We start from the raw sequence: 24,886 nt of genomic DNA, 5'->3' as shown, positions 1-24,886 counted from the left end.
CCAAGTGTGCACGGGCGTTCAACGAACCTGAAATCACTTGCACAATGCGTATAGAATGAACCAATCGCTAAAGGAGACGACCTCGATGAATAGACAAGACCGCTCTCTAGCGGCATACGAAGCCGCCGTCATGCACTTCGTGCAGGGGGAGACGATGGAGTCCATCGCCCGCCGGCTCTCCGTGTCACGCTCCACGGTCTCGCGCCTGATCGCCGAAGCCAAGGACGAAGGTCTCGTCCAGGTGACCATCCACCCGCCCGAGGAGGCAGCCGGCGAGATGCAGGCACGCATCGCCCAGATGTTCAACGTACGCGTCAAGGTGGTCCCCGTTCCCTTCGGAGTCAACGAGACGCGCCGCCTCAACGCCGTGGCCCAGGTAGCCGGCATCACCGTCTCAAACCTCATGAAGCCGGACACCATCATCGGCTTGGCCTGGGGTAACACCGTCGCCGCCATCGTGGACCACCTCGTGCCTCGCCCAGCCCGCGGCTCGATCGCCGTCCAGCTTAACGGCGCCGCCAATGCCTCCACCACCGGCGTGCCCTACGCCGGCTCGCTCATGGAGGCCTTCGGCAAGGCCTTCGGTGCAGCCGTCCAATACTTCGCCGTGCCCGCCTTCTTCGACTTCGCTGCCACCCGCGAGGCGCTGTGGCGCGAGCGCTCGATCAACGCCGTGCGCGAGGTCCAGCAACGGGCCGACATCGCGCTGTTCGGCATCGGATCGCTGACCTCCAAGACCCCCTCAATGGTCTACTCCGGCGGCTACCTCAGCAAGGGCGAGCTCGAAAAGCTGCGCGAGGACGGTGTCGTTGGCGATATCTGCACGGTGCTCCTGCGCGGGGACGGCAGCTGGGAAGACCTCGAGATTAACTCGCGGGCCTCGGGACCCACGCCGACCCTTCTTCGGCAGATTCCCCAGCGCATCGGCGTCGTCTCGGGCGCGGACAAGATTCCCGCCACCGTGGCCGCCCTGCTCGCAGGGGTCATCACCGACCTCATCATCGACGAAGACTCAGCCGAGCTCCTCCACGAATACGCCTTGCGTTCCATCAAGGCCGGAAAATGATTCGCCCGGCCACAGCTCGTGACGTGCGGGCCATCGCCGAGATCGTGCGTCCCTACGCCCATCAGCGCATCCTCATCTCCAAAGACCTCATTGACTACTTTGAACACCTTCAAGAATTCGTGGTCGTGGAGGTCGACGGCGAGGTCGTGGCGTGTGGTGCCCTGCACGTCTTTTGGGAAGACATCGCCGAGATTCGCACGCTCGCCGTCAAGGAAGACTACCTCGGGCGCGGGCTGGGCCGGGCGATCGTCGCCGAGCTGGAGGCACGCGCCGCCGCCCTGGGCATCCGGCGCCTCTTCTGCCTGACCTTCGAAGTCGACTTCTTCGCGCGCGCCGGCTTCCACCCCATCGAGGGGACGCCCGTGGGGGTGGACGTCTACCAGGAGATTCTTCGTTCGCACGACGACGGAACCGCCGAATTCCTCGACCTCGCCCGCGTCAAACCCAACACGCTGGGTAATTATCGGATGCTCAAAGAGCTCTAGTCGAGCCCGGCACCTGCGAGGAACCCGGCCGCCAGCATCAACACGATCGGAGCCTGGAGGCCGACGAGCCCCAAAACCAGCGCGGTCACCAGACTCGGGCCGACGATCGCGGCCGCGGCACAACCCGCCAGTGCGATGATGAGCGAGGCCAACGCCGCCTTGCGCAGGAAACCGATCGCCGACGGCGTCGTGCCAGGCGCGCCCGACAGCAGAATCAGCCGCACCGCGCTGACCACGAGCACCAGGCCCGTGCCGCCGGCGATGATGGTGGCGAACGCCGTGCGATCGCCGGCCATCTGCACCAGGAGCCCGACGGCGAAAATGGTCAACGATGCGAGCGCGAGGACGCCGCCCACGCGGGCCAAGAGCTGTTCATTCATGCGTTCGATGCTAGCGGAAGGCGGAACTGGGCGCCGACTTGCTCGACCAAGCCGTCGGTGAGCAGGCCGTCCAGGGCGGGCCCGAAGCGCTGGACGCTCAGCCCCGTCGCGGACAGGAGCCCCTCGAACGTGTGCGCCTCGCGGCGGAGGGCGGCCATGATCTGCCCGCGCGCCTGCCGGTTCGTTCCCTCCCAGGCCTGCGGGCGGCGGCGTGGAGCGTGAACGTCCGCGGGCTGGCCCGCCAGATTCCACTCGCACTCGCCGGCCAACGGGCAGGTCTGGCACGCCGGCGCCCGGGCGGTGCACACCAGCGCGCCGAACTCCATGATCGCCGCGTTCCACCGCCAGGCCCGATCGCCGTGCGGGACGAAGCTACGTGCCCGGTCCACCTCGGCCTTGGTTTGGGAAGGAGCGGGTAGGGCCTGGCCGTGCCACCGCGCGAGCACCCGGCGAATGTTCGTATCGAGAACCACCGAATAGCCACGATAGGCGAAGGCCACCACCGCGGCAGCGGTGTAGGGCCCGACGCCGGGCAACGCCAGCAACTCCTCGTAGCTGGCCGGGAAGGATCCACGCTCCGTGATCATACGGGCGGCCTCCTGCAAGCGCAGGGCGCGGCGCGGGTAACCCATGCGGTCCCAGGCGATGAGGACCTCCGCCGGCGAGGCCGCCGCTAGATCGGCTGGAGTGGGCCAGCGCTCCATCCACGCCCGCCACACCGGCTCGACGCGGGACACCGGGGTTTGCTGGCTCATGATTTCGCACAGGAGGATCGCCCACGGATCGGTGGTGTGCCGCCAGGGCAGATCGCGGGCATTGGCCGCGTACCAGCGGGCGAGGGCCACGTAGGCGGAGTTCGGTTCGGGTGCCACCCGACTCACTATAGTCGGCGCCCGATAGTGCGCGCCCAAAAGGTGTGGCGAGCGCCCGCGGCGTGCATCGCTCCCGAGTAACTCATTTGCCGATACGGTAAAAGGCGTGAAGGAAAATCCCCGCCGACCGCGCCGCGAGGCACCCGGGCGTCCGCGCGCCCACAAGCGACCCGCCGACAACCAGGGCACTGGGCGTTCGGGCCGCACTCAGGGCTCGGCGCGAACGCCCGGTGCGCGCGTGGAAGCAAAGGCTGCCGGCCCGCGCACAGGAACGTCGCGCAACGCTGCCTCGCGTACGGGCACCCAACGCGCTGGGCACCGCAACGGGGAACGACGCCGTCCGCAGCGGCCATCCCGCCCCGCCCCGCGCTCCACTCGCGCTCGTGGCCCGCGGGACGCCGAACGCGCCAGGCTGCGAAAGAACCTCATCCTCGGCACGGTAGCGATCGTGTTGGCGGTTGTGGCCCTCGTGGGCGTCGTCAAATACGCGCTGTCGAAGATCGAAACCCACACCACGCCGGTCAATCCGGTGGCAGAATTCGAGCCCGTTGCCTGTGATGCTGACATGCTGGTCACGTCCGTGGAACGGACCGGGTCGACGTCGGGCAAGCCGGTGACGTTCTCCGCCTCGATCACCAACAAGGGCGATCGGCCGTGTTTCTTCGACGCCGCCGAGCTACGCTTGCAGCTCACCTCGGGCAACCAGACGGTCTACGACTCGCAGGTGTGCCAGGCCGGCCCTGCTGCCAAGCTTCTCCTACTCGACAAGGGGATGACCACCGTCCAGGCATTGGCATGGAATGGCGTGAATGCGGGCGTCAACTGCCAAGGCACTTCCGTGGCCGGCGCAGGCACCTACGTTGCCCGCGTCTTCAGAGGCTCGCAACCGTTGCTCGAAACCGGGCACATCTTCGAGCTTCTGCCCGGGGCTAAGGCACCGGCAAAGCCCACCGAGTCTGCAGAGCCGACCCAGGCCGAGGAATCGCCGGCACCAGACCAGAGCACCGAATCCACCCAGCCCTAGCGCGGCCAGTCTCGATGAGGGCGGACCCCATCGAGACTGCCTCATTCGATGGGCAGGACGGCACGAGCCGCCGCCCCGACGTCGTCGACAGCGCGCAGCCGCATCCCCGTCGGAGGCGTGAGGCTCTCCGACGTCGTCGGAATGATAGCCGTATGAAAGCCGAGCCGGGCAGCCTCGTTGAGCCTGCGCTGTAGCCCAACGACCGGGCGCAACTCGCCCGTCAGCGAGACCTCGCCCACCGCGATCACACCCGGAGCGAGGGGAAGATCCGCCGCTGCGGAGGCAAGCGCCAGCGCGATCGCCACATCCACGCTGGGCTCCACCGCGCGCGCACCGCCAACCGTGGAGACAAAGATGTCATGACGGTCGAACTGCACGCCGAGCCGAGACTGAAGCACCGCGAGCATCATGGCGACCCGCGAGTTATCAACGCCCGAGGTGGTACGCCGCGGGGGACCGGCCGACGGCACCGACAGGGCCTGAACCTCCACCGGCATCGGGCGCCGACCCTCGAGCGTGACCGTGACGCATGTGCCGGGAACAGTGAGATTACGCGCGGAAAGGAAAAGGCCGGAGGGATCGGCGAGCCCGTTAATGCCTGAATCAACGAGCTCGAAGCAACCTACCTCGTCCGTTGCCCCATAACGATTCTTCACGGCGCGCACCAGGCGCAGCCGCGAATGACGATCACCCTCGAACTGGCACACGACGTCCACAAGGTGCTCCAGCACGCGCGGACCCGCGATTGATCCGTCCTTCGTCACGTGACCCACCAGCAGCACGGGCAGATCCGACGCCTTGGCGGTGTTGACCAGCGTGGATGTCACGGCCCGAACCTGGGCGACGCCGCCGGCCGAACCCTCCACATGCGGATCCATGATCGTCTGGACCGAATCGACAATCAGGAGGGAGGGCTGGGAATCTGAAACGTGGCCGAGAATTCTTCCCAGGTCCGCTTCCGCCGCGAGCAACAGGTGCGGATGCAACGCGCCGATGCGTTCCGCGCGCGAGCGCACCTGGGAAGCCGACTCCTCGCCCGTGACGTAAAGGATGGGGTTGCGCCCATTGTCCTGCGCCTGCGCCGCCGCCTTCGCCGCGACGTCCAACAGCAGGGTCGACTTACCCACGCCGGGTTCACCAGCAAGCAAGATCACGACGCCGGGGACGATGCCACCGCCCAGCACGCGATCGAGCTCGCTCACCCCCGTAGGCGCCTTGACCGACGCCTGTGTAGAAACCTGAGTGATGGGCTGGGCGGGCGTACGCGGCGTGAGAGCCACCACCTTCGACCCCGCCGACGCCGGCGCGGCCTCCTCAAGCGTTCCCCACGCCTGGCACTGCCCGCAGCGCCCTACCCACTTGACGGTGGTCCAACCACACTCACTACACCGAAACGTGCTCTGATTCTTAGCCATGAATTGAGGCTAGCCCGCACGTCCGACAATTCTGTTCGCGAACTCCTCCAAGAGGGAGGACTCCCCGGAAACGATGAGCACGTCACCGTTGCCGATCCTCGTCTGCGGGGTGGCATATTCGAAGGGCTGACCGGGCGACTTCACGCCGATGATCGTCACGCCGAAACGCTGGCGCACGTTCGACTCCGCCAGCGAGAAACCAATGAGATCCTTCGGCGGAACCATCTTCACGATCGTGAACTGGTCCTCCATGTCGATGTAGTCGAGCATGCGACCCGAGAGCATGTGCGCGACGCGTTGTCCGGCGTCGTACTCAGGGTAAACCACATGGTGGGCGCCAATGCGCTTGAGGATCGTGCCATGCTCGCGCGATGTCGCCTTCGCCCAAATGTCCTTGATCCCCAAGTCCACAAGGTTAGCCGTGATCAATACCGACGCTTCGAGACCGCCCACGCCCACGACGGCGACGTCGAAGTCCTCCGCCCCCAACTGGTGAAGCGCCTCCGCCGAACGCGCATCGGATTCCACCACCCGGAAGCGGTGACTCCACTGCTGGGCAAGATCAGAGTTGGCCTCCACGGCCAAAACGTCCTTATCAAGTCGGTCCAGCGTGGCCGCGATGGCCGAGCCGAAACGGCCCAAACCAATGACGAGCGTAGCGTTATCCGTATATTTATCCGGCATGTGTATCCCTTCCTGCGCTCATACTAGCCAATGATCGGCCGGTCTTCTGGAAGTCGAATCACGCGGCGACGCGATCGCAAGGCCAAGGCCGCCGCGAATGTCATCGTTCCCACGCGGCCCAGATACATGAGCACCACGAGAATGAGCTTGGCCGAATCGGGCAAGTGAGGGGTGATGCCCGTGGACAGGCCACACGTGGCGAAGGCCGAGATGACGTCAAAAATCACTCGCGACAGGGGAAAGCCCGACACCTGGAGGATCGCCAGCGTCGAGATCCCCACCAGGAAGGCCCCGAGGAACGAGGCCGAAATGGACAGGCGAATCACGTCCGGGGGGAGCCTCTTGCCGAAGGCCTCCGTATCCCGATCGCCGCGGGCCTCGGCAATAATGGCGAGCACCAAGACGGCAAACGTGGACACCTTAATGCCTCCGCCCGTGGATGCTGAGCCGGCCCCCACAAACATCAGCACGTCCATGATGAACCACGAGCTCTCCGACAACGAACCGATATCCACCGTCGACAAGCCGGACGAGCGCGGCGTCGTGCCCTGGAACAACGAAGCAAGAACCCGCTCATTAAAAGTGAAATCCGCAAAAGCGCCATTCCATTCGAGCGTCCCGATCGCTATGACCGCCGCGACCCAAATCGCAAAATAGGACACCAGCGTGATCTTCGTGTGTAGCGACCACCGCTTGGGGGAGCGGACGTTACGCGAAATGTTCAAGATCACCGGGAACCCGATCGCCCCGGCAATCGTGCCGACGATAATCGGCACATTGATCGCCCAATTACCCACGTGCGGAGCGAGGCCAGCCTCGGAAATCACAAACCCGCCGTTATTGAACGTCGAGAGGGACATGAAGACCGAATGGCCCAGCGCCCCCAGGAACGTCTTCTGCGTGCGCATGATCGACGGAAACAGCGCGAGAGCCAAAATAAACTCAACCGTCAACGAGGTGATGACGACGGCGCGAAGCAGCCCTCCGACGTCGCCCAATCGCGACTTCGTCTCCGTTGCCGTCAAGATGCGCTGAGTTAGGCCGATATGACGCGACACTGCCAAGCCGAGAATCGATGCGAGCGTCATCACGCCCAAGCCGCCGATCTGGATGCCAATCGCGATGACGACGTGCCCGAAGCCCGTCCAATACGTCGCCGTGTCCACCACCGTCAAGCCCGTCACACATACTGCCGACGTCGCCGTGAACAGCGCCTCTAAGAACGACGCGCTACCCGGCCCCACCTTCGCGAAGGGCATGTACAGCAAGGACGTAATTGCGAGAATGATGAAGCCAAACACCAAGAGGGCCAGGCGGGCCGGGGAATGCCTCGCAAGATGATCAATCCGGTCACGGATCTGCGGGCCGGGGCGGCGAGGTGCCGTCACGTTGAACTGATCTTGCGTCATCTCACCTTCTCCCTTGCGCGCGCTACCCTCCAGCGTAGTCCCCCAACGGCCGCGCTGTGCCACTCGAGAAGATATGGCGACGGTGTCGTCCAGAGCAAATCAAGGGATTTGCCCTACATATTGCCGTTTTAATGTGTTGAGGATGGGAAAATCGGGTAGGGTGTGACAGGAAGTTAATTCGAAAGGGCAATTCGCCCACGCACACGTATCACGCCCCGCGGGGATGCAAGGACGGTAAGGATGGCACAGCTACCACCCTCGGTACCGCAGTTCTTCACTGTGGCCGAAGTCGCCGAATTGACGCGCGTTTCGCGCATGACCGTTTACCGAATGGTCCACTCGGGTGACCTGCCTGCCGTCCGTGTCGGAAGCTCATACCGGGTTCCCAAGTCGGCCGTGGACAAGCTACTCTCCAGCGGCATGGACCAAGCCGCCGGTGCGTAAGCGGCCAGCGTACGTGAGCGCGTTTTTGAGTTTTTCCCGTCTGCTGTAGACTTTCCTAGTTCCATGTGGCCGTGCCACTGCACAACCGATCGGAGGTAACCTATGGGTTCCGTCATTAAGAAGCGCCGCAAGCGTATGTCGAAGAAGAAGCACCGCAAGCTGCTTCGCAAGACGCGCCACCAGCGTCGTAACAAGAAGTAACTCGGGCTTCCCGATTGCTTGAACCGGTTCCTTTGGGGGCCGGTTCTTTGTTTTGGTGGTGGGGCCTGGGGTGTCGGCCCGGTCGGGCCGCCGTGTCCGCCTCGTCCGGGCCCCGCAGTAGGGCCGCTTCGCCCGCGCACCATTAACCTGCCCGCCGCTGTACTAATATGCAGCATTTTTATACAGCGGCGATCAGCTTAGTGCAGCGCGGGCGGAGGCGTGTCGGGCGGAAGGGGGCCGGCCAGTCGAGGCCGCGGACTCCCTGCGAACGTCACCCTCTGGGGCGACCTAAGGCTCGGGTGCGGCACGCCAACTATGTTAAAGTAGTTAAAGTTTCAATGAAAGGTGGTAGTGATGGCGAATTGGCTCAGTCAGCCAGAGCAAGAGGCCTGGAGGTCCTTCCTCACCGGCCAGGCGACGATCCTTGACAAGGTCAACCAGGATATGGCGAACGATTCCGGGCTCACGCTCAACGAATACGAAGTCCTTGTCCGGCTTTCTGAGTCTGAGGACCGGAAGTTGCGCATGTCCAACCTGGCCGAGAACCTCGTGCATTCGCGATCGCGGCTCACGCACACGGTCAAGCGCCTCGAGCAGGCGGGTTTCGTCCGCCGCGAACCCTGTCCGCATGACCGGCGCGGAATCATCTGCCAGCTTACCAACGAAGGTTACGCCAAGCTAGAAGAGGCCGCCCCCAAGCATGTAGATTCGGTCCGCCGGCACTTCGTGGATCTTCTGGAGACTCCCGAATTCCTCGAGCTCGGGCGCGCTTTCCGAAAGGTCATCGACTCCGCGACTGAAGAGTAGCGGCTCGTAGCCGGGGCGATATTGGAGCGGAACGGAGGCCCGCGGGCCCGCCGTTCCTAGGGCGGGCAAGGTGAAGGCTCTGGGCACGGACGTCAACATTCGCTCGCCGCCCGCGAAGGCTCGCGTCTACAGCCGTCGCCCGCGGAGGGCGTTGTGGAGGACGTCGCGGATGACGTGGCACAATGAAACCCATGGAAATGACAACGGTTCACCTCGTCCGTCACGGAGAGGTTTTTAATCCCGAGGCTGTGCTGTACGGCAGGCGCCCTGGGTATCACCTGTCCGAGCTTGGCAACCAGATGGCGCAGGAGCTGGGTCTGGCGTTCGCAGACCACGACGTGCGACTGGTGATGGCTTCCCCACTCGAGCGCGCGATCGAAACCGCCACTCCGACCGCCGAGCTTTTCGACCTACCCCTTCACCGCGACCCGCGTCTCATCGAGGCGGACAACAAATTTGAGGGTGTGCCCGTCAACAAGAACCGTTGGATTTTGGCCCATCCGCGCTACTGGGCGTGGTATGTCAATCCGCTGCGTCCCTCGTGGGGAGAGCCCTACACTGAGGTGATTAACCGCATGTCGAAGGCGATCGCCCACGCCGTCGACGAGGCTCGCGGCGGGGAAGCGGTCCTCGTCTCCCATCAGCTACCGATCTGGACGATGCGTCGTTTCGTCGAGCGCAAGCCGATCGCGTCGGATCCGCGCAAGCGCGAGTGTTCGCTGGCGTCGGTCACGTCGCTCACCTTCGCCGATAAGCAGCTCCTCGCCCTCGATTATTGGGAGCCGGTGGGGCACCTCTTGCCCAAAGCCACCGACATGGTCCCTGGAACGTCGCAGGCCGAAGAGCTAGCGTAAGCCTGTGGGAGGCTCATTCGGGGTTCATGACGCCGTTTGTACGCGGTGCAAGCGGCCCGCGTTGATGGCCCGTTCACGACGACGTAGGCCTACCGGCTGCCGTAGAGGCCGCCGGCGCTGTCGTCGTCCTCATCTTGATCCTGCTTGCCGTCCTCGGGGAGCCGGCCCTCTTGCCGCATGCGCTCCTCGTAGGCACGGCGGCGGTTGCGAGCCTCGAGGCGGGCGAGAAAGTCGGGATCGTCGTCGGGAGCGAGGGGACCCGAAGGCTTCTTGGGGCGGGAGAACGGGCTTTGCCCGGCGCCGAAGGAGCCCATCGTGTAGTCGGACTTGAAGATGTGCTGGTATTTGAAGAAGAGCCAGATCAGTGCGCCGAGAACCGGGACGAGCACGATGAGCAGGAGCCACAGCGGCTTGGAAATCTTTGCGGGCATGGCGGTGGAATCCGTCTGTGCGCAGTCCATGAAGGCGTAGACGATGAGCGCTATGCCGATGAGGATGGGAAGAATTCGAGGCATGTGTCAACCTTAACTAGATTTCCGCGTCCAATCACACTGCTAGCGTGACCAATAGAACCACACCGTATAACAGTTCGAACAGGCCCGTGTTGCGAAGGACGGGGATCAGTTCCCTGCCCGATGCCCCGCGCAGGACGGGTGAGGCAAGGACGATCGGTCCGACCCCGATGAACGCTGTTGTTGAGAGGGTGGGCCAGTGCCACAGGCCGATGACGACGTAGCAGGCAACCGCGCCGACGAGCATGGCGACGAAGGTTACGCGCGCGCGTCCCTCGCCCAGGCGGACGGCTAGCGTGTGCTTGCCGGTCTGGGAATCGGTGGGGATATCTCGGATGTTGTTGACCATGAGCAGGGCGCAGGCGATCAGCCCGATGCCGGTGCCGGCCACCCACGCCATCCAAGGGGCAGTGCCGGTCTGGGTGTAGGTTGTGCCCACGGTGGCCATGTAGCCGAAGAAGATCATGACGAAGACTTCGCCGAGGCCCATGTAGCCGTAGGGGTGCTTGCCGCCGGTGTAGTACCAGGCGGCGACGACGGCGGCCAGGCCCGCACCGATGAGCCACCACTGGCCCGATAGCACCACGAGGGTCAGGCCGGCGAGGGCACCGAGCGCGAAGAAGGCGAATGCGGCGCGTTTGACGACGCCGGGCGAGGTCTTGCCACCGCCGGTCAGGCGCGGCGGGCCGGAGCGGACGTCGTCGGTACCACGGATGCCGTCGGAGTAGTCGTTGGCAAAATTAACCCCGATCTGGAAGAAGAGCGCCACGGCTGCGGCTAGGAGAGCACGGGGGAAAGAAAAGCCTTCCTCGGCGATCGCGACCCCGGTGCCTGCCAATACGGGTGCGACGGCGGCGGGGAGGGTGCGCACGCGGGCACCTTCGAGCCAATCATGAATGGTTGCCATGAACCTGCCTTTCAACTCCCGACATCTTACAACCCGAGGTAATCGGAGACGAGCTCTCGCAGCTGGCGGCGGTCAACCTTTCCCGAGGCCGTGTGCGGTAACTGCCCGCCGATCTCCGACAGCCCCACGACGTAGGTGGGCGCCCACCAGGGGCCCAGGTCGAGCTTGACCCAGCTGCGCATGACGGTGATGTCGCAGCTCTGCGAAGGGTTGTTCGTGTCGTCGACGACGGCGGCCACCGCCTCGCCCCACTCGAGGTGCGGGACGCCGACGACGATCGCCTCCCTGCCTGCTCTGGCCAGCGATTCTTCGATGAGGCGGGGCATGACGGTGAGGCCGCCGGTGGTGATGGCGTCGTCGATACGGCCGAGGACGTCCAGGATGTTGCCATCGGGCGTCTCGACGAGGCGTCCGGCGTCCTTGGTGTGGTGGGTGGCGGGCGTGCCGGGCGTGCGTAAGGGCGCGGGCGGGTCGAAGTCGGTGGGCTCAAACGCGCTGGCCACGGCAGAGACGGGCGCGGTTGCGCTGGCTGTGCATGGCCACAGGTAGCCGGTGGCGACGGCGGAGCTGCGCAGCGAGATGCGGCCGTTACCGGCCAGAACGATCTTGGTGTCGCCGATGGGGCGGCCGTCGTAGACGCAGCCGCCGCACGTCTCGGTCATGCCATAGGAGGTGTGGACATCAAGTCCAGCCTCACGGGCTTGGGTCAGGGCGTGTTCGGGGGTGCCCGCGCCGCCGACGAGGAAGACCGCCTCGCGCAGGGCCACGAGGAGCTCGGGCGTGCGCAGGACGCGCAGGAGCTGGGTGGGAACCAGCGAAAGATACGTTCGCACCGCCGCTGACGTCAGTGCGGCGCGGGTCGCCCGCGGGTCGGACAGGTCGAGGTAGATGGGGCGGAAGCGGGCCGCGGACTGTGGCGACTCGCCGGCGTCTAGAGCATCGAGTTCGTTGATCGCGCTGCGGGCCACCGTCTGGAGACCGGCGATGTGCTCGAGCGGAAGTTGGGCCGCCCACCGGCCCGGCCCGCCGAACGCCTCGTGAGTGGCCTTCGCCGACGCCGTCAGAGACTCCCACGAGATTGCCACGATCTTGCCCGTGCCCGTCGTCGATCCCGAGGTTCGCATGAGCAGGCCCGTGCCTTCGGGAACCTCGAGGCGGCCAACCTCCGCGCGGATCGCCTCCGGGTCCGTGCCTGGAGCCACCACAAAGAGCGGGGCGGGGCTGCCTCCGCCGCGCCAGGTACGCAAGGCGCCCACGACGGCGTCGTGAACTCGCTCTACTGCCTGCGGGCCGCGTCCGCCCTCCACAACCACAAGTGTCATGCCTCTATCGTTGCCACCGCGGCGTGCCGGTTCAAATCGGCCGGGCTACCACACCATTCCGCGGCGGGAGATATTCAACCCCGAGGCCACGTAGCACAGCGTCACCGTCCCGAGGAGGACCAGCGTTCCGAAAGCCCCCACGCCTGTCAGGACGGACAGGCCCGTGCCCTTGGCCAGCAAGGTTGCCCCCAGGGCGAGCGTGCCGATGGGGAAGGTCAGCGCCCACCAACCCGGCGCGAACGGCATTCTGCGCATGAAACCGCGCACCGTCATGAAAACCGCCCACGCCACCAGCGGGAAACCGACGACGAACATGGTCCAGCCGTAGGCGTTCGCCACGGCCTGGGCGCTGCCGGAGAACTGCGGCATCAACATGTGCTGGGCTTGCGTGGCGATGGACTGGGCAGCCGCCGTCGACTGCCCGACCATTCCCAACGGAATCCACGCGCTCGCGCTCGCGGCCAGTGGCAACGTCTCCACGCGCCAGTGGTGATGGTAGGCCGTGGCGAAGACGGCGACGCCGAGGAAGAGGGCGAGGAAGAAGCACGCCGCGCTGACCGCGAGAAGCCAAAACTGGAAGGTGGGCGAGACGTGGGCGACGAGCCCTGCGCCCGTGGTGGCCGCAACCATCGGCCCGACGACGGCCAGTCCCCACACCGTGGTCGGCGATCCTAGGTCGGTGCCGACCAGCCAGATGGCGAAGCCGATGGCGGCCACGATGCCGATGAGGGTGCCCAGCACCCAGGTGAAGGAGTCGATCTCCCAGGCCAGATCGGTCAGGCGGGGCCAATGGGCAGGAATGACGGTGGCGGTCGCCGAGCCGACGGAGAGAATGCCCATCGAGACCGTGCCCCACATCGGGGTCTGGGTCGAATCGCGGATCGTGATGGTCAGCGCGGAGCGCGACCGTGCGATTCGCACAAGGTAGCCGACGGCCAGTGTTGCCAGCACGATCCAGGCCAGCGCTAGCACGCCGACGGCGGCCATGCCCGCGCCCGGGAGGTTATCCGCATGGGTCTGCAGGAGGGTGGCCAGGATGCCCGTGCCCATCGCCGCCGGGAACCATGCCGGTCCGATCGGTGGCAGTGGGGGCAGGGTGGTCGGCCTGGGTGCGGTGGGCGTCGCTGAATCATTCTTCACGAGTTTTAGGGTGCTCCTTCGCCGCCTCGGGTGACAAATCGCGAGCGCGCTTGCTACCTCACACCTCTCGCCCGGGCGCGGCAGCCGGCCCGTCCGGGGCTCGCAACATGCCGGCGATCTTAAAACGCACGTTCAAGGAGGAGCGACGTGACTACCTACACCCAGCATTCCGACCTCACCTTCACCTACGGCGAGCTCCCGGAAGAAGTCCAAGACCGCGAAGTGCGTGGAAGGCCAGCCCTCGCGCACAGATGCTCATGTCGGAATACTACGACGCCAAGCTCATGCTCGAGGGCGCCTTCCCCATCGCCTACACCAAGGCGTAGGAGGAAGCCAAGGGCAACCACCCGCTACTCCGCCGCGGCTGCTCCGTCATCTCTTACGCAGTGGTTTTCACCCCTCGGCTTCGAGGGCGAAGAAGCGCTGCCGCGAGCTGAAGACCCTGTGGCTGCAGGCGCGACGTTGAGGCAGCGGTGTCGAGCGGGCGCAACCCCGTGCGCGACTAGTTCGAGGCGACCGTGCGCGCATACGGCTGGGAAAGCTTGGAGGCTGCCCAAGCCTCACAATGACTCCGGCAGCCTCCGTTGGCATTTAGCCCTTGACTGAGCCTGACATCAGGCCGCCCACGAAGTACTTTCCAAGCGCGATGTAGACGATGAGTGTGGGCACTGAGGCGAGCAGCGCGCCCGCCATAGACCCTCCGTAATCGGCCATGATCGACCCGTGGGCGAGCTCATTGAGCGCCAGGGTGACGGGCCCCTGCTGAGAGGTGCCGCCGAAGAAGAGTGCGAAGAGGAAGTCATTCCATGCGGAGGTGAACTGCCAAATGATGACCACCACGAATGAGGGAACCGAGATCGGCAGGACCACGGAGAAGTAGGTGCGTAGCATGCCGGCGCCGTCCACCTTCGCGGCCTCGATCAGTTCGGTCGGGATCGACTCGTAGTAGTTGCGGAAGATCAGCGTGCAGATCGGGATACCGTAGACGATGTGCATGAAGATCAGGGTGGGGATGCCGAATCCGACGCCCGTATTGACCACCATGCGCATGAGCGGAATCATGACCGCCTGGTAGGGGATGAACATGCCGAACAGAATCAACGTGAAGACCGCGTTCGACCCGGGGAAGCGCCACTTGGACAGGACGAAGCCGTTGGCCGATCCCAGCATGGCCGAGATCAACGACGACGGAATCACCAGCAGCAGGGAACGCCAGATGCCGCCCTTGAGCGAGTCCCAGGCATTGATCCAGTTCTGCATTGACCATTCGGTGGGTAGGAGCCAGGTCGTCGATGGGTCGGCGTCGGTGGCTGTCTTGAACGACGTAATGAGCAGCACGTAGACGGGCATAAGGACGATCGCGAGGGACACGATCAGCAGGACGTAGCGAATGGCCTTGCTGGCGGAGAATCCCTGCGAGTTGCGTTCGGCTCGCTTGGCCGCTTTGATTTCTTTTGCGACGACGTTGGTGCTCATCGGCGGTTCTCCCTCGAATCGTGAATGAGGTAGGGGATCACGAACACTGCCACGATGACGAGGAGGATCGTGCCCACGGCGGCGGCCATGGAGTAGTCGTTGACCGTCATGAAGTTGTACATGTCAATGGCCGGAACCTTGGTCGGATACCACGTTTGGTTGGTGATCGAAATGATGAGGTCGAAGGACTTCAGCGACATGTGGGCGATGATGATCACCGCGGACAGGGCCACCGGCGTCAGTTGCGGGAAGATGATATGACGGTAGGTCTGCCAACCGTTGGCACCGTCAACCTTCGATGCCTCGCGCAGATCCTCGGACACGCCGCGGAAGCCGGCCAGGAACAAGGCCATGACGTAACCGGAGAGCTGCCATATCGCGGCCAGGGCGATCGCCATGATTGCCCAGTTTTCCGAAGCGGTCCACTTGTTTTGCAAGAAGTCCAGGCCGATCATCTGGAAGAGGCGGTTCAGGCCGGTTGCCGAAGTGTCCGTGCCCGGGTTGAGCAGCCAGCGCCACACCACGCCCGAGGCGATAAACGAGACTGCCATGGGGAAGAGGAAGACCGAGCGGAAGAATCCTTCACCGCGGATCGGGCGTTCCATGAGCCACGCCCAGAGGAATCCGATGACCATCGTGCCCACCAGGAAGGCCACGGTGAAGAACACGAGATTCTTCAGCGAATGCTGGAAATCGGGATTGCTAAAGAGCGTGATGAAGTTGTCAAAGCTGACGAACTTGATGGGCTGGTTGCCAGCCAGTTGCGCCGCCGAGTGGTTATCTTGGAACGAGGTGTAGATGTTTGAGCCGATGAGGCCGTAAACAAACACGCCTACGAGGATCAATGAAGGGGAGATGAGGAGCAGGCCCGGGCCCCATTGCCGCCAGCCCCCGCGCCGGCGTCGGGCCGTGTGCGGGCGCCTACTTTCTACTGTCGCATCTTGTGCCATGACTATCCGTCCACTGTATGGGGGTGGAAACAGCCTTTCGAGCTGCTTCCACCCCCGATCGATTGATTAGTTCTTAGCTGCCGCGCCAAGCTCCTTCTGGAGCGAGGCAACATCAGTTGCACCGGAGGAGGTGAACTTCGAGATGGCCTGCTTCATGGCTTCGGAAGCCTTGATGGACACGGCTGCGCCGTGTGCCAGGGACGGGACGATGGTGTCCTCGCTGAAGGACTTCATGGCGTCCTGCTGGTAGTCAGAGAACTTCGCGATCTGCTCTGGGGTGAGGTCCGAGCGAGCGGGGATCGAGCCCTTGACGGTGTTGAAAGCAACCTGGCCCTCGGGCGACGAGATCGTCTTCAGCCACGCCTTGGTTCCCTCGGTGTTCTTCGCACCAACCGGCAGGGTAAAGGAATCGGCGAGGAAGTCGAAGACCCCCTGGTTACCCGGCACCGGCCAGCTGTAGTAGTCTTGGCCCCACTTCTTGCCCGCGCCGTCGAATGCGGCCGGCGCCCAATCGCCCATGACGTTGTAGGCGACGTTGCCGTCATTGTTGATGATGGACTTCATCGCCGGCTCCCAGTCCTCCTGGTAGAGGCCCGGATCGGTGAAGGACATCAGCTTGGAGAAGTGGTTGAGAGCCTTGGTGACGCCCTCGGACTCCCACGAGGTCTTGCCGTCGAGGAGGCCCAGGTAGCCGTCCGCGCCGAGATCGGAGATGAGGACGGTCTCCAGCAGCTCCAACTGGGTCCAGTCCGAACCGACCGTCAGCGGGTGGGCCACGCCCGCGGCCTTGAGCTTGTCCATATCAGCGATCCACGCGTCGATGTCGGCGGGAGCCTTGGTGGGGTCGATGCCTGCCTTCTCGAGGGCCTTGGGGGAGACCCACACGACGTTACCGCGGTGGATATTGGACGGCACCGAGTAGATCTTGCCGTCCACGGTCAGCGCGTCCAGGAGGGTCTTGGGAAAAGCCTCGCGGAGCTTGAACTCGTCGTAGAGGCCCGAGACGTCCTCGAGGTAACCGGCGGCGATGTCCGAGGAAAGCTCGGCGCCAGCGTGTGCCTGGTAGGTGTCCGGCGGGTTCTTCGCGGCCAGGTCGGTCTGAAGCTTCTGCTTGGCGTTTGAGCCCGAGCCGCCCGATACGGCCTGGTTTTCAAACGTGATGTTGGGGTTCTGCTCGTTGAAGACCTTGACGAGCGCGTCGAGGCCCTGCTTCTCCGAGCCGGCCGACCACCAGGTAACGACGCCGACGGAGTTGCCTCCGCCCGTGGCTCCTTCGGTTCCCTTGGCAGTTCCTGAATTGCTGCCACAGGCAGCGAGGGACAGTGCGAGTGCTGCCGCACCCACCATTGCAACAAGACGTCGCATGTGATTCTCCTTTGAATACGTCACTTCGGTTTCCCGGCATCGTTGCCGATCTGGCGGAGGGTGCCGACGGTGGCATCCTCCGGCTCACGCGGTGAAGGTGAGATCACCCGAAGTTGTGTACGTCAATACTACACAGGGTGGCGCCGCTCACGCTGGGACCTTTCGTACATTTGGCGGTTAAGTTATCGAACTGCGACTTTGGTGGGGGAAATTTTCGGAAATGTCACCGTAGGAGTTGTCGGCGACGCCGAAGCTTCTCAGGCGTAGAACGGGAAACTCGACCAGTCGGGGCTGCGCCTTTCGAGGAATGCGTCGCGCCCCTCCTGTGCCTCGGCCGTCATGTAGGCCAGGCGGGTGGCCTCGCCGGCGAAAACCTGCTGGCCGGCCAGCCCGTCGTCGGCAAGGTTGAAAGCAAATTTGAGCATGCGCAGGGCCTGCGGGGACTTGGTTGACATGATCGCTGCGTATTCCAGTGCCTTCGCCTCGAGCTCGGCGTGGGGGACGGCCTCGTTGACCACGCCCCACCGTTGCGCGTCGGCGGCGGAATACTCGCGGGCGAGGAAGAAAATCTCCCGGGCGCGCTTGTCCCCGACCTGGCGGGCGAGCAGGGCTGCTCCGTAGCCGCCGTCGAAGGAACCTACGTTGGCGTCGACCTGCATGAACCGTGCGTGCTCGATGGAGGCCAGCGACAGGTCGCACAGTACGTTAAGTGAGTGGCCGCCGCCGGTGGCCCACCCGCAGATTGCGCCGATGAAGATCATGCCCGAGGTGCGCATGAGGCGCTGAACCTCGAGGATGTGCAGGCGCCCAGCCCGCGAGGTCTCGGCGCGCGTGGCCGCGTTGGCCGCGGCGTCGTCGCCCCCGCCGTCGTACTTATAGCCGTCCCGCCCGCGAATGCGCTGGTCGCCCCCGGAGCAGAAGGCCCAGCCGCCGTCCTTGGTGCTGGGGCCATTGCCGGTGAGGATGACGGCGCCGATCTCGCCCGAGAGGCGAGCATGGTCGATGGCCCGGTAGAGCTGATCCACAGTTTCCGGGCGGAAGGCGTTGCGCACGTGGGCGCGGTTGAAGGCGATGCGCACCACCGGCAGGTCACGTTCGCTCACGACCTCCTCCCCGTCGAAAACCCGCTCCACGCCGCGGTGATAGGTGATGTCCGCGTCGGGGAAGCCGTCGACCGTGCGCCAGCGGCGAGGATCGAAAATCTCAGAGACCTTGGGAGGAAGAGGAGTTATTGCCATGCCTCCATTGTGCCAGCGTATGGTTGAAGGATGAAGTTTTACGTCTATCGGCTGGCGCTGAAGAATCGCTTTCGCAAACTTACCGTCCGCGACGGTCTGGTCGTGCACGGTAAGGGCTGGGGTGAGGTCTCGCCGTTTTGGGATTACGACGCCGTCGAGTCGGCTCGCTGGCTAGCCGCCGGTGTCGAGGCGGCCAACCTCGGTTATCCGGTTGCGCTCCGCGAATCCATTCCGGTCAATGAGACTATTGCTGCTGTTGACGCCGAGGTGGCGCATGCGCTCGCGGCTGCGTCCACATGCTCGACCTTGAAGGTGAAGATCGCTGACCATCCCGGCGCTCTCTGCGAGGATCTGGCCCGACTCGAGGCGGTGCGGGACGCCCAGCCCGCGGCAAAGATTCGCATCGACGCCAACGCAGCCTGGGACGTGGACACGGCCGTGGCGCACATCCGCCAGATGGACCGGGCCGCCGGCGGCTTGGAATACGTGGAACAGCCCTGCCCCAGCGTCGACGAGCTGCTGGCCGTACGGCGTCGTGTGGAGGTGCCCATCGCTGCGGACGAGTCGATTCGGCGCGGGGCCGACCCCCTGGAGGTCGCGCGCCGGGGAGCGGCCGATCTCGCCGTCGTCAAGAACCAGCCGCTGGGCGGCGTACGAGCCGCGCTCGAGCTTGCCGAACGCCTCCAAATGCCGGTGGTCGTCTCCTCGGCCCTCGAGAGCTCGGTCGGGCTGCGGGCAGGCTTGGCCTTCGCCGCCGCCCTGCCCGAGCTGCCCTACGCATGCGGCCTGGCCACGTCCCGTCTTTTTACTCAGGACATCGTGGATCATCCGCTGGCACCGGTGGGCGGCGAGATCGAGATACGCGACGTTGCCCCCGTGCGTAGCCTCCCCGTCAGTGCCAAGCTTTCTCGCGCTTGGGAAGAACGCCTCGCACAAATGTGGGCGGTAGCCAGCGCGCAAGGTAAGGTCAGCGGAGAGTACAAATTCATGGGAGGACTTGCGTGAGCGAAGCAATCTCGGCCTCGACCAAAGTGGCGCGCGCCGTCGTGGCTGAATTGGTCCGCCTCGGCGTACGTACTTACATTTTGTGCCCAGGCTCGCGCTCGGCACCACTGGCGTATGCCCTTGCGGATGCCGAAGCAGCAGGTGTGGTGACCTTGCATGTGGAGACAGATGAACGTGTAGCAGGTTTTATTGCTCTTGGTAGCGCGGTGGCGGGTAACCCTGCTGCGGTGGTCACGACGTCAGGCTCGGCGGTGGCTAATCTGCATCCGGCAGTTGAAGAAGCCAATTATGCCGGAGTGCCGCTCATCGTTCTTTCGGCCGATCGCCCCAACGAGCGGCGCGGCGTGCGCGCCTCGCAGACCGCCGACCACCGGGCCGTCCTCGAGGGCTCGGTGCGCGCGGTGGCGGAGATTCCCGCCGATGCGCCGGCCGTGCGCGGGCAGGTCGTGCGCGCGGTGCGGGCCGCCCTACATGGACACCCTGGTCCGGTTCTCATCAACGTGGCCTTCCGGGAACCGCTCATGCCGGAATTGCCATGGGGCAACGTGATCTTAGACTGTGCCGAACGGCAACGTCCCTCCGGTAGCCGCACGGTGATCGTTTCAGGGCCCTCGATCCGGTCCAACCCGCTGTATCAAGAGACGTTGCCTGACATAAGCACAGTTCCCATCCTCGCAGAACCTACCGGCGAACTGCGAGGCCACCCCAACGCCGTATCCGCCCACCCTATTCTTCTGCGTACAGACTTACGTTCCAAGATTGAGCGGGTAGTGGTTTTCGGCCACCCCACCCTCACACGCGAAGTATCAGCGCTCCTTGGTGATCCAACAATAGCGGTCTATGCCGTGGATGAGGGCGCCGGATACACCGATGCGGCAGGTACTGCCGATGTCGTCACGCTAGCCGATGTCCCCGCACTTATTGCCGACAGCCCGATACGGTGGCTCGAGGAATGGCTAGCGCTTTCGGTGCGTGCTGACCAAGCAATCGAAGCCGAACTTGAGCACCTCACCCGCTGCACACATGTTCCAGTCCCGATTATCAGCCGCGCAATCACAGCATCGGAGGTTCCCACACAACTGGCGGCATCGACCATCATCCGCGAGGTCAACCTGTACGGAGGGCGGCCCGCCGGTCCCCTCTATGCTAACCGCGGCCTAGCAGGCATCGACGGCACAATGTCAAGCGCCATCGGCTCCGCACTCGCCACGGGGCGTCCCACCCGTGTCGTCATCGGTGATCTTGCCTTTATCCATGACGCCACCGCGCTCGTACCCACGATTGCTCAACGCAAGCCGCGTTTGGACGTCGTCGTTATCGATGACCACGGCGGCTCGCTGTTTTCGTCCCTCGAATATGGTACCGGGTCACAAAGTACCTATGACCGGGTGTTTCGGACCGAAAAGCACTTCGATATTGAAGCCTATGCACGGGCAGTTGGCGCGCAATATCGCGCGGTTGACGGGGCGGCTGATTTCCAAAATGCGCTCGCCGAAGAATTCGAGATTCGGATCGTGCACGTGGAAGCGGGGCGCAAACCAGCACCAATTGATCGGGCGAACCGCACTGGACTTGCCGATCGGGTCTTGGCACGCCTGCTGATGTAGCCGAACTTTCAGCCAACCTTCAGCAATTCTCCACTATTTGAATAGATTAGATTGTAAAACTTTGAGTCGTAACGAACTCGGCAGTGGAAAGGAATACGAATGAACGAGCACGAAGATGGACAAAGATTTGCCCCTCGTGATGCTGAACCACATGCGGCTGTGCCGCCCACCGAGCCACTGACACCTACGCAAACGGAGCCAAAGGGTGTTGATGCGCGAGGTCAGCAATCCGTGATGCAACGTGCTGTTTCTCCCATCGTGCGTGGGGGAGGAGCTCAGATTCTTCCCGGCGCCTCGCATACTGCGCAGACTTCACCAGCCGCGCAACGTTCTGACGATGTACCTCCTGCCCAGGACTCGACTATTTCGCAGGGAATGCCGCCGTCATTTGCGACGCCGCCGGGCGCACCGCCCATCCCTCCCATGGCTTCCGACATGCCTCCAGCCTCACCTGTGCCGCCGGTGGCATCTGAGAACAAAAGTCGCCGTGGGCCAGGCTGGATTGCGTTGATTTCTGTAGGCTTGATGGCATCTTTGTTGGGTGGCACGATCGGCGTTGGTGTGATGAGTGCCCGTTGGGGTGAGGGTCGCCCGGCTGCCATGCCGACCTCGACTACGACGGGAATAACTGAGACCGTCTCTTCGACAAAGGCCGGACCAGATTGGCAGAAAGTTGCGGGCGCCGTAGGCAATGCGGTGGTCGCTATTGACGTTCAGTCTGAAACCGGGGCGGGGTCTGGATCTGGCTTCATCATCGATGCTGAGGGGCGCATCATCACAAACGACCATGTGGTTTCGGGTGCGAAAAACATTCTCGTCACCCTTTCGGATGGCCGAGTTTACGAAGCTAAACTCGTTGGCAGCGATGAAGCCACCGACTTGGCAGTTATCAAACTGGTCTCGCCTCCTCAGGGCCTGACGATAGCTCGTTTTGGCGATTCGTCAGCGGTTAAAGTGGGCCAGCCTGTGGCTGCCATCGGTAACCCGTTAGGGCTGTCATCGACGATGACCACCGGCATCATATCTGCTCTGGATCGGCCTGTTCAGACCGTAAAAAAGGGAACGAGCTTCGCTCAACCCACGCGTGTTATTACTAATGCGATCCAGATTGATGCGGCTGTTAACCCCGGCAATTCCGGCGGACCTGTTTTTGATGAAACTGGGGCTGTCATCGGCGTTGCTTCATCGATTGCATCTCTTAGCGAGAATGACTCTGGTAAGGCTGGATCGATCGGCCTTGGCTTTGCTATCCCAGCCCAACTTGCGCAACGCATCGCAAACGAGATTATCACCAAAGGCGTCGCAGAACATGCCTTCTTGGGAGTCTCAATCGTCGACGGAGTCGGTCAGGCAGAAGGAACCTCGTGGAAGGGCGCAGAAATTGGCAAAGTCGAACCCGGAACACCTGCCGATAAAGCCAGCCTTCAAACGGGTGACGTCATCTTGAAAGTTAACGGCCGTGACGTCTCTTCTGCGCTTGCCTTGACCGGTTATGTGCGTCAGTTTGCTAGCGGCGACGTCGTTACTCTGCTTGTTGTTCGCAATAACAAATTAGTTAACGTTGACGTCGTCCTCGCTACGCGTCCCGACTAGTCCAGCTCGCATCGAGTGCGCCGAGAATGGGGGCGAATTTCGCCTCCGTCTCGGCGTATTCGGTTTCTGGCTGCGAATCGGCCAGGATGCCGCCCCCGGCCCATGCCCTCACCTCGGTGCCCTCGATGCGTGCGCAGCGCAACGCCACGCACCACTGCCCGCCGCGGGCATCCATCCAGCCCACTGGGGCGCCGTAGCGGTCGCGGTCGCCCTCGACCTGGGAAATGATCTCCAGCGCAGCAAGCGTGGGAGTGCCGCCGAGGGCCGCCGTAGGGTGAAGGGCGCCCGCCACCTGCAGGGACGTCGCGTCAAAGCTGAGCTGGGCACGAATGTCGGTTGCCAGATGCAAAACGTTGGGAAGCTCGAGAACGAAGGTCTGGCCCACCTCGACGTCGGCGATCTTGCTCAGCTCGCTGACCACAGACTCGACGGCCAGGGCGTGCTCGGTATTGTCCTTCGCTGAGGCCTGCAACGCTTCGGGGCTCGCGCCGCCGTCGCGGGGGAGAGTGCCGGCGAGTACTTCTACCTCGACGGTGCGCCCGTTGGTGGCGGCGAGGAGTTCGGGGGTGGCGCCGACGAGGCCGTCAACGGCGAACGTCCAGCACTGCGGGTAGGTCGCCGCGAGGCGCTTAATGACGTAGCGCTCGTCGATCGGCTCCTGCGCGTGCAGGCGTTGCTCGCGCGCAAAAACCACCTTGCGCACATCGCCCGCGGCAATCCTTTGCTGAATGGTGGCGACGCCGGAACGGTAGTCGGCCACATCGGCGTCGTGAACGCGAACGCTGCCGTGCGAGGGGTAATCGACGACGCTCGGGCGCAACGCCGCGTCCACGAGCTCGCGCGCATCCGGGGCGAGGGTGTCGAAGACGTCGCGATCGACCGGGCCGATGAAGGTGATCCACGATCGCTGCCCGTCGGTTCCGACAAGCACCTGGGGTACGATGAGCGCCGACCCCGCCGCGGAAGCGGACGCGAAGGCGAACGAGCCCATGCAGACCAGGCCGGTGCCCGGTGCGTGAATGTCGTCACGAATCTCGGCGGTGCTCAGTAGCTCCGTCCACCACTGCGAGGCCAGGGCAAAACGCGTGTTGGCAGCGTCGGGCCCGTGATCGTAGCGCGCTGCCACGCCAGCGGCGACGAATCCCTTGCCCTCACGCATCCACACCATGGCTCCCTCGCTGGTGCGAAGGAGCTCGGTCAAAACAGGCATTGAGGGTAGCTTGGTGGTCTGGGCGCGCAAGTGTGGAATGGTAAACACGAGTAACGATTTTACGACCCAAAGTGATTAAATGCAGACATGAAACGAGCCACTCTGGAGAAAATGCCGGACGAAGTCGCAGCGATGTTTGATCAGGTCTCAAGCAAGTACGACCTGACCAACTTCGTACTTACCTTCGGGTTGATCGACGTCTGGCGAGTTGCCACCCGGGAGGCCATTGCACCGCGGCCCGGCATGTCGATCCTCGATATTGCGGCAGGAACTGGCGCCTCCTCGGCCACCTACGCGAAGATGGGTGCCGACGTCGTTGCCTCCGACTTCTCCGAAGGCATGATGGAGGCCGGGCGCAAGCGCCGACCGCACCTCAACTTCGTCCAGGCCGACGCGATGGACCTTCCCTTCGAGGACAACACGTTCGACGTGACCACCATCTCCTACGGCCTGCGCAACGTACAGGATCCGGACAAGGCGTTGCGCGAGATGTACCGCGTGACCAAGCCCGGCGGCAAGATCGTCGTCACCGAGTTTTCCCGGCCCACCTTCACGCCCTTCCGCCGCCTGTACCGCTTCTATCTCGGCGAAGTGCTGCCGCTGATGTCCTTCCTTGTGTCTTCCGACGCCGTCGCCTATGACTACCTCGTCGAATCCATCCTGTCCTGGCCCGCCCAGGAGGAGTTTGCCACGCGCATTCAGCAGGCCGGCTGGCGCCAAGTCGAGTACCGCAACCTGTCCAACGGTATCGTGGCGCTTCACCGGGCGACGAAGCCGCTCGCCTAAGCACACACCTCCATTTGTGCAACGCATTTGTGCCGTTATTCCAGAGGTTAAAATTTTCCAACGTCTTTGCAGTTGCGTAGACTTATGGCCGGTATGGCGGGACGTAATTAACCCCGCCAATGAAAGGCGGTATC

At 63.8% G+C, this 24,886-nt stretch carries 25 protein-coding genes; 11 read left to right on the top strand and 14 right to left on the bottom strand.

Annotated features, from left to right (window positions below; all coding sequences use genetic code 11):
* Window positions 1-55: 55 nt before the first annotated feature.
* Together HLG82_RS07635 and HLG82_RS07630 are read left to right on the top strand one after the other, a co-directional pair.
* Window positions 56-1,066, top strand: coding sequence for a sugar-binding transcriptional regulator (locus HLG82_RS07635; RefSeq protein WP_255313864.1), 1,011 nt, complete (start codon window positions 56-58; stop codon window positions 1,064-1,066).
* Window positions 1,033-1,551, top strand: coding sequence for an amino-acid N-acetyltransferase (locus tag HLG82_RS07630; protein ID WP_246462426.1), 519 nt, complete (start codon window positions 1,033-1,035; stop codon window positions 1,549-1,551). The genes HLG82_RS07635 and HLG82_RS07630 overlap by 34 nt, the downstream gene beginning before the upstream one ends.
* On the opposite strand, the gene HLG82_RS07625 is transcribed toward HLG82_RS07630, so the two are convergent.
* The gene (locus HLG82_RS07625; RefSeq protein WP_193326257.1) at window positions 1,548-1,931 is read right to left on the bottom strand and encodes a hypothetical protein; all 384 of its coding nucleotides are present in this window, start codon (window positions 1,929-1,931) and stop codon (window positions 1,548-1,550) included. The two genes, HLG82_RS07630 and HLG82_RS07625, sit on opposite strands and share 4 nt — an antisense overlap.
* Entirely contained in the window at window positions 1,928-2,803 is an 876-nt protein-coding gene (locus HLG82_RS07620) for an iron-sulfur binding domain-containing protein (RefSeq protein ID WP_255313863.1), read from the bottom strand. Before HLG82_RS07620 ends, HLG82_RS07625 begins: the two co-directional genes overlap by 4 nt.
* A gap of 106 nt (window positions 2,804-2,909) precedes the next feature.
* Between HLG82_RS07620 and HLG82_RS07615 the strand changes: the two genes are divergently transcribed.
* Complete coding sequence (locus tag HLG82_RS07615; protein WP_193326256.1) at window positions 2,910-3,827, top strand: hypothetical protein; 918 nt, start codon at window positions 2,910-2,912, stop codon at window positions 3,825-3,827.
* A gap of 41 nt (window positions 3,828-3,868) precedes the next feature.
* Here the strand turns inward: HLG82_RS07615 and radA are convergent, their stop codons facing one another.
* The 3 genes from radA to HLG82_RS07600 are packed head-to-tail and all read right to left on the bottom strand — an operon-like array spanning window position 3,869 to window position 7,335.
* Window positions 3,869-5,242: a DNA repair protein RadA gene (gene radA, locus HLG82_RS07610; RefSeq protein ID WP_193326255.1), complete on the bottom strand. Its 1,374-nt coding sequence runs from the start codon at window positions 5,240-5,242 to the stop codon at window positions 3,869-3,871.
* A gap of 9 nt (window positions 5,243-5,251) precedes the next feature.
* The gene (locus tag HLG82_RS07605) at window positions 5,252-5,926 is read right to left on the bottom strand and encodes a potassium channel family protein (protein ID WP_193326254.1); all 675 of its coding nucleotides are present in this window, start codon (window positions 5,924-5,926) and stop codon (window positions 5,252-5,254) included.
* 23 nt (window positions 5,927-5,949) lie between these two features.
* Window positions 5,950-7,335, bottom strand: a complete 1,386-nt coding sequence (locus HLG82_RS07600) for a TrkH family potassium uptake protein (protein ID WP_193326253.1) — start codon at window positions 7,333-7,335, stop codon at window positions 5,950-5,952.
* A gap of 240 nt (window positions 7,336-7,575) precedes the next feature.
* Between HLG82_RS07600 and HLG82_RS07595 the strand changes: the two genes are divergently transcribed.
* The 4 genes from HLG82_RS07595 to HLG82_RS07580 all read left to right on the top strand — a co-directional run bounded on the left by HLG82_RS07595 (window position 7,576) and on the right by HLG82_RS07580 (window position 9,641).
* The gene (locus tag HLG82_RS07595) at window positions 7,576-7,779 is read left to right on the top strand and encodes a helix-turn-helix domain-containing protein (RefSeq protein ID WP_193326252.1); all 204 of its coding nucleotides are present in this window, start codon (window positions 7,576-7,578) and stop codon (window positions 7,777-7,779) included.
* Window positions 7,780-7,881: 102 nt separating this feature from the next.
* Window positions 7,882-7,980, top strand: coding sequence for a 30S ribosomal protein bS22 (locus HLG82_RS07590; RefSeq protein ID WP_005504750.1), 99 nt, complete (start codon window positions 7,882-7,884; stop codon window positions 7,978-7,980).
* A gap of 354 nt (window positions 7,981-8,334) precedes the next feature.
* Window positions 8,335-8,787: a MarR family winged helix-turn-helix transcriptional regulator gene (locus tag HLG82_RS07585; RefSeq protein WP_193326251.1), complete on the top strand. Its 453-nt coding sequence runs from the start codon at window positions 8,335-8,337 to the stop codon at window positions 8,785-8,787.
* Window positions 8,788-8,978: 191 nt separating this feature from the next.
* Window positions 8,979-9,641 carry a histidine phosphatase family protein gene (locus HLG82_RS07580; protein ID WP_193326250.1) on the top strand — a complete coding sequence of 221 codons (663 nt, stop codon included), beginning with the start codon at window positions 8,979-8,981 and terminating at the stop codon, window positions 9,639-9,641.
* An 89-nt stretch (window positions 9,642-9,730) separates the two neighbouring features.
* Here HLG82_RS07580 and HLG82_RS07575 read toward each other — a convergent pair whose 3' ends face one another.
* From HLG82_RS07575 to HLG82_RS07540, 8 genes are all read right to left on the bottom strand, one after another.
* Window positions 9,731-10,156, bottom strand: coding sequence for a PLDc N-terminal domain-containing protein (locus HLG82_RS07575; protein ID WP_193326249.1), 426 nt, complete (start codon window positions 10,154-10,156; stop codon window positions 9,731-9,733).
* Window positions 10,157-10,187: 31 nt separating this feature from the next.
* On the bottom strand, window positions 10,188-11,060 hold the full coding sequence (locus HLG82_RS07570) for a 1,4-dihydroxy-2-naphthoate polyprenyltransferase (protein WP_193326248.1): 873 nt from the start codon (window positions 11,058-11,060) through the stop codon (window positions 10,188-10,190).
* Between the two features lie 26 nt (window positions 11,061-11,086).
* Window positions 11,087-12,382 carry an AMP-binding protein gene (locus tag HLG82_RS07565; protein ID WP_193326247.1) on the bottom strand — a complete coding sequence of 432 codons (1,296 nt, stop codon included), beginning with the start codon at window positions 12,380-12,382 and terminating at the stop codon, window positions 11,087-11,089.
* 45 nt (window positions 12,383-12,427) lie between these two features.
* On the bottom strand, window positions 12,428-13,522 hold the full coding sequence (locus HLG82_RS07560; protein ID WP_197551451.1) for a TDT family transporter: 1,095 nt from the start codon (window positions 13,520-13,522) through the stop codon (window positions 12,428-12,430).
* A gap of 591 nt (window positions 13,523-14,113) precedes the next feature.
* Entirely contained in the window at window positions 14,114-14,998 is an 885-nt protein-coding gene (locus tag HLG82_RS07555) for a carbohydrate ABC transporter permease (protein WP_193326246.1), read from the bottom strand.
* Window positions 14,995-15,948, bottom strand: coding sequence for a carbohydrate ABC transporter permease (locus tag HLG82_RS07550; protein WP_193326245.1), 954 nt, complete (start codon window positions 15,946-15,948; stop codon window positions 14,995-14,997). The genes HLG82_RS07555 and HLG82_RS07550 overlap by 4 nt, the downstream gene beginning before the upstream one ends.
* Window positions 15,949-16,014: 66 nt before the next feature.
* A complete protein-coding gene (locus tag HLG82_RS07545) occupies window positions 16,015-17,313 on the bottom strand; it encodes an ABC transporter substrate-binding protein (protein WP_193326244.1) in 1,299 nt (432 codons plus the stop codon).
* Window positions 17,314-17,570: 257 nt separating this feature from the next.
* On the bottom strand, window positions 17,571-18,551 hold the full coding sequence (locus HLG82_RS07540) for a 1,4-dihydroxy-2-naphthoyl-CoA synthase (RefSeq protein ID WP_193326243.1): 981 nt from the start codon (window positions 18,549-18,551) through the stop codon (window positions 17,571-17,573).
* A 30-nt stretch (window positions 18,552-18,581) separates the two neighbouring features.
* Here HLG82_RS07540 and HLG82_RS07535 point away from each other — a divergent pair, with 30 nt between their 5' ends.
* From HLG82_RS07535 to HLG82_RS07525, 3 genes are all read left to right on the top strand, one after another.
* Entirely contained in the window at window positions 18,582-19,556 is a 975-nt protein-coding gene (locus tag HLG82_RS07535; protein ID WP_193326242.1) for an o-succinylbenzoate synthase, read from the top strand.
* The gene (locus tag HLG82_RS07530) at window positions 19,553-21,163 is read left to right on the top strand and encodes a thiamine pyrophosphate-binding protein (protein ID WP_193326241.1); all 1,611 of its coding nucleotides are present in this window, start codon (window positions 19,553-19,555) and stop codon (window positions 21,161-21,163) included. The genes HLG82_RS07535 and HLG82_RS07530 overlap by 4 nt, the downstream gene beginning before the upstream one ends.
* A gap of 525 nt (window positions 21,164-21,688) precedes the next feature.
* Complete coding sequence (locus tag HLG82_RS07525; RefSeq protein ID WP_193326240.1) at window positions 21,689-22,756, top strand: S1C family serine protease; 1,068 nt, start codon at window positions 21,689-21,691, stop codon at window positions 22,754-22,756.
* Here the strand turns inward: HLG82_RS07525 and HLG82_RS07520 are convergent.
* Window positions 22,740-24,014: an isochorismate synthase gene (locus HLG82_RS07520; RefSeq protein WP_193326239.1), complete on the bottom strand. Its 1,275-nt coding sequence runs from the start codon at window positions 24,012-24,014 to the stop codon at window positions 22,740-22,742. The two genes, HLG82_RS07525 and HLG82_RS07520, sit on opposite strands and share 17 nt — an antisense overlap.
* A 39-nt stretch (window positions 24,015-24,053) precedes the next feature.
* Here HLG82_RS07520 and HLG82_RS07515 point away from each other — a divergent pair, with 39 nt between their 5' ends.
* Complete coding sequence (locus tag HLG82_RS07515; RefSeq protein WP_193326238.1) at window positions 24,054-24,752, top strand: demethylmenaquinone methyltransferase; 699 nt, start codon at window positions 24,054-24,056, stop codon at window positions 24,750-24,752.
* The last annotated feature ends 134 nt before the right edge of the window (window positions 24,753-24,886 follow it).

It is taken from the genome of Trueperella pecoris (assembly GCF_014926385.1).
Lineage (GTDB): Bacteria > Actinomycetota > Actinomycetes > Actinomycetales > Actinomycetaceae > Trueperella > Trueperella pecoris.
This window is presented reverse-complemented; position numbering and strand designations above follow the sequence as displayed.